Genomic DNA, 4,727 nt, shown 5'->3' on the forward strand with positions numbered 1-4,727 from the left:
ATAATCAATAAATAAAAGGGTGAACAGTTCATTTAAAACTATTCACCAAGTGTTCACTACTGTTCACTTGGTTAAAAAGAGCTTTTTCTCTGGCTAGCTTAAAAAGCAGGCAAAACCCTCACTGTTGTACTCAACCACCACCACTCTTTTTTAGAGCATTTTAATATCAATCAATGTCTTTTAATTCATTTTAGCTTTAACTGGTCAGTACAAAAAAACACCTCTTCCACACATATACCCGAATACACCCACATAGACCCAGAGAGTCAAATACCGTCATTTTTACGCGTGTTTGTTGTGGTTAATCACACAACAACGGCTTGTTGCATCAGGTAAAAATATTCTCACAATAGGGGGCTACCCAACTGAATCCCAGCAAACCCGGCGGTATATGGCCGGACAACCATAAGGTAGCTTTTCATGCTTGCAATGACACAACAGACTTTATCCAATACGCCACCACCCATGGCAACACACTACCCTCGTGACCGCTTTATGCGTCTGCCGGAAGTGATTAACACCACAGCCTTATCCCGCTCAACCATTTATGAACTGATTAGCCGTGACCACTTCCCCGCACAGATTTCCCTCGGCGGTAAGAACGTCGCATGGTTGGCCTCTGAGATTGAGGGCTGGATGGCAGAGCGTATTGCTAACCGTCAGGGGGTATCAGCATGATCACTCTAAAAATCGGCGAGCAATTCTTCACTCTGAATGATGGAGACGTGCAGTACATCGCTGAGGCGTTCCAGATTGCGCAGCAACAACCCGGCCTTGCTTTACCCAAGTACCGCAGCCAGCTAAACGGCGTGGTGCAAGTGATGTCGGGCGATGCGGCAGGCACGCCAGCACAGGCCAATTTCTACTCCCGTGCTCCTGCTCAGCCCAAGCCTGATATTCAGACTGACTGTTAAACCGATGACCCTCATCCCACAAAAAGGGCTTTTCTCTGGCTTGCATTTTTTGCAGGCCTTGCGTTATAGTCGCCCTGCTGTCGCAAAATCGGCAGCCGGGCGTAGGAACCCGTGTTTAACAAAGGCGACACAACACGCGCCAGGCGTGTTTTTTTATGTCGTGGCCTCGGCCTACCAGTTTTTTGCGCAGTGGTTTCTACACCGCTGTCGCTATCAAGCAATGGTGGCCCAGGCGGGGCAGCCTTCGGGCTGGCCGGTTTCCTTTGTTGCCGGTATTCCTACCCCCGTCTGGGCTACCACCCATGAGTGTAGGAACTCCAGTGGTAGCTGTAACCAGCTAACAAAGGAGGCCATTATTATGGCTACGACCCTATCGTCACAATACCCGCAATTTATCTATCTGTTTGCTGCCGTTCGCCGTACTGAATTAACGGCGCGTCCCTGCATGTTGCGTACTACCGCCAGCAGTGAGAAGAATGCCCGCCTGCGTTTAACCCGTGACTACATCCTGTCGTTTGCTGGCCGTCTGCCACTGGGGGAGGTCGCATGAATACCCTTGCCGCCCGTTATGACCGTGATACGCAGTACAGCATCCCTCACGCTGATTTCTTACGCCTCCAGCATGCGCACAATGTTGGTGTGACGTTCCTCGATATGCTGGAAACGCAAACCAGTCTGTTACACGGCATTACCCCTCCATCACCTGAATCGTTCGCCTCAATGGTGGCGTTACTGACTGACCAGCTCGGACAGGTGATGAACACCTGCGAATCACAAATCTTATCCCGCATGGAGGCACCTATCGTATGAATACCCTGAATCAATCCTGTCTGCCCGTTGAAGTCCGTACCGCTGTTTATCGCCGTGCGTTAGCCCATGCCTATCTGGATACCTGCGTATCTCACGGGGTGAGCCTTGGTTACTCGCTGGATGAATTACAAATGACCATTGCGATGGATATTGAGGGCTACTTTGTGCGCCAGCACGGGCCAGAAGCCGGTATGGATATGGCCTGCACCATGCTCAGTGACATGGTGCAGCCGGATATTTTGCTGGCTCCGCCGCGCCTGACAGTATTAGGGCAAAAAATGATGGATGAGCTGTGTCAGGCGCAGATAACCACAACCCCTAAAACCACCCTGCACTGAGGAGAAACAGAGAATGACACTATTAAGCGTTTCACGCACCTCACGTGCAGCCACCGGCCAGTGGCCGGTATTGCTCCCCGCTCTTGGTATTCATATCGCCGCCGGAGGCCGGGCGCAGCCCTGCCCGATGTGTGGCGGTAAAGACCGTTTCCGTTTTGATAACCTGCAAGGGCGTGGCACATGGTTTTGTAACCAGTGCGGTGGCGGCGATGGTCTGAATCTGGTTGAAAAGGCGCTGGCGGTCACGACCAAGGAAGCCGCCTGCAAAGTGGCCGAGGTGTTAGGGGAGCCATCGAACCCGCCATTACCGGCACACAATGCCGGACAGGAAGTGCAGGAGAAAGCGCAAGCACGGCAGCGGGCCGCAGAACAGGCCAGACAGTTGCTGACTGTCGCCCAACCACAGGCCGGGAATGCCTATCTGACCACCAAAGGTTGGCCAGAGCTGGAGACGCTGACATTACACGGTAAACCGTTGTGTGTTGGGGGTATTACCTATCAACCCGGCGACCTGTTATTCCCCCTGACTGACAGTAGCGGTGAAGTGGTTAACGTTCAGTTGATTAACGCCGACGGTGACAAGCGCACACTGGCCGGGGGACAAGTGAAAACAGCCTGTCATTTTTTTGCCGGACAGGATAACGCCGTTATCTGGCTGACCGAGGGCTATGCTACCGGGCTAACGGTACATCATCTGACCGGGGAAACGGTGTGTGTCGCGCTCAGCGCTAACAATCTGCCCGCACTGGCGCAACAGTTGCGTATCCACTACCCGGATGCATTGTTATTGTTGGCCGCCGATAATGACGAGAACGGCACCGGCCAGAGCCGCGCAACAGAGGCCGCCCAATTGAGCGGCGGTAAGCTGGCGTTGCCGTCGGTTGTCGGTGACTGGAACGACGTTTATCAGCAGCAAGGCAAACTGGCTACTCTGACCCAGTTACAAGCATTCAATCAGCCGCAACAGCCCAGCCCGTTTGATACGCTCAGTGACGCCGACCTGAAAGCCATGAGTGCCAGTGAAAAGGCCGAACTATTAGCCGAGCACTATCAGCACTTATTGGCCGTACCACAGGTGGGTGAAGACCTGTGTCGCTATGAAAAAGGGGCGTGGCAGGTGCTGCCTTATCGGGTTCTCAGTCGGGAGATTGCCGCCCTGTTCCAGAAAATCCGCGCCCCATTCTCAGCGTCAGGGATTAATAGCGTACTCGATACGCTCAAGCTGATGGTGCCACAAATGGGAACACCCGCCCGGCACTTGATAGGTTTTCGTAACGGGGTATTTGATACCACTACCGGCCAGTTCAGCGCACACCAGAAAACGCACTGGTTGCGTACCGTGAACAGTGTGGATTACACCCCGCCCAATGCCGGGGAAAATCTGTCCGACCATGCCCCGCACTTTTGGCGCTGGTTAACACGGGCCGCCGGGCAACAGCATGAGAAACAGACGCGTATTCTCGCGGCGCTTTATATGGTGTTGGCGAACCGCTATGACTGGCAACTGTTCCTTGAAGTGACCGGGCCGGGGGGCAGTGGTAAAAGCGTGATGGCCTCCATCGCAAGCTTGCTGGCCGGTAAAGACAATACCACCTCGGCCACCATCGATACGCTGGAATCGTCGCGGGAACGTGCCTCCGTAGTAGGGTTCTCTCTGATTATCCTGCCAGACCAAGAGCGCTGGAGCGGTGACGGGGCGGGCATTAAAGCCATCACTGGCGGCGATGCTGTCGCCATTGACCCGAAATACCGTGATGCCTATTCCACCCATATCCCGGCGGTGATTCTGGCCGTCAATAACAACCCGATGCAGTTCAGTGACCGCAGCGGCGGCGTATCCCGTCGCCGGGTTATTCTGCCGTTCCCGGAAGTCATCCCGGCCAATGAGCGTGACCCGCTATTACTGGCGAAAATTACCGGTGAGCTGGCGGTGATTGTACGCCACCTGATGCAGCGCTTTACCGCCCCCAATGATGCCCGTGCGCTACTCGAAGCACAGCAGAACTCGGATGAAGCGCTGGAGATTAAACGCGGTGCTGACCCGCTGGTTGATTTTTGTGGTTATCTGCTGGCGGTTAATACGCCCAATGGCCTGTATATGGGGAATGCCAATATTATCCCGGCTAATCCGCGTAAATACCTGTATCACGCTTACCTGTCGTTTATGGAGGCGCGCGGCCATCAACGGCCAATGAGCCTGACCGCATTCGGGCGCGCTGTGCCGCAAACCTTGAGCGAATATGAAATAGCCTTGTTGAAGCGTAAGACGAACCAAGGAATGCAAACCAATCTGATATTAAGTGAAGACTGCGAGGCCGATTGGTTGCCTAAATGTGAAGCACATTGAATAAACAACATCACGATCGTTTCTACCGATCAATATTACGTTATTGATCTGTCTAACCCATTGGACGCTATCAGTTACGACACTTATAGTTGCGTTGTACAAACCTCATACATCCAACACCGGGGAGCAATGTATCAGTGTGTACTCGGGCCTGCTTGCAGGCCTTTCTTTTATCCCCAATTCTGTCCTACCTATCTTGGCACCTCAAAATAATCACACCGGCTTAGGCCGGTTTTTTTGTATTCAATGGCCGACTGTTCACAGCAAGTGACCAGTTTGGATAAACTCGTCACTAACTCATCACTATCTAATCTATTG

6 protein-coding genes are annotated in these 4,727 nt (G+C 53.1%); all 6 read left to right on the plus strand.

Annotated features, from left to right (window positions below):
• Positions 1 to 420: 420 nt before the first annotated feature.
• Genes V2A85_RS21930 through V2A85_RS21955 form a run of 6 tightly spaced genes read left to right on the plus strand, consistent with a single transcriptional unit; the run spans position 421 to position 4,409 of the window.
• Positions 421 to 678, plus strand: a complete 258-nt coding sequence (locus V2A85_RS21930; RefSeq protein ID WP_050328774.1) for a helix-turn-helix transcriptional regulator — start codon at positions 421 to 423, stop codon at positions 676 to 678.
• Positions 675 to 914: a hypothetical protein gene (locus V2A85_RS21935; protein WP_420072361.1), complete on the plus strand. Its 240-nt coding sequence runs from the start codon at positions 675 to 677 to the stop codon at positions 912 to 914. Before V2A85_RS21930 ends, V2A85_RS21935 begins: the two co-directional genes overlap by 4 nt.
• Positions 915 to 918: 4 nt before the next feature.
• A complete protein-coding gene (locus tag V2A85_RS21940; RefSeq protein ID WP_420072362.1) occupies positions 919 to 1,464 on the plus strand; it encodes a host cell division inhibitor Icd-like protein in 546 nt (181 codons plus the stop codon).
• Entirely contained in the window at positions 1,461 to 1,724 is a 264-nt protein-coding gene (locus tag V2A85_RS21945) for a hypothetical protein (RefSeq protein ID WP_420072363.1), read from the plus strand. Before V2A85_RS21940 ends, V2A85_RS21945 begins: the two co-directional genes overlap by 4 nt.
• Positions 1,721 to 2,062 carry a DUF5375 family protein gene (locus V2A85_RS21950; protein ID WP_420072364.1) on the plus strand — a complete coding sequence of 114 codons (342 nt, stop codon included), beginning with the start codon at positions 1,721 to 1,723 and terminating at the stop codon, positions 2,060 to 2,062. The genes V2A85_RS21945 and V2A85_RS21950 overlap by 4 nt, the downstream gene beginning before the upstream one ends.
• A gap of 13 nt (positions 2,063 to 2,075) precedes the next feature.
• Entirely contained in the window at positions 2,076 to 4,409 is a 2,334-nt protein-coding gene (locus tag V2A85_RS21955; protein WP_420072365.1) for a primase-helicase zinc-binding domain-containing protein, read from the plus strand.
• Positions 4,410 to 4,727 lie beyond the last annotated feature (318 nt).

This window comes from Yersinia sp. 1252 StPb PI, assembly GCF_048593885.1.
Lineage (GTDB): Bacteria > Pseudomonadota > Gammaproteobacteria > Enterobacterales > Enterobacteriaceae > Yersinia > Yersinia enterocolitica_E.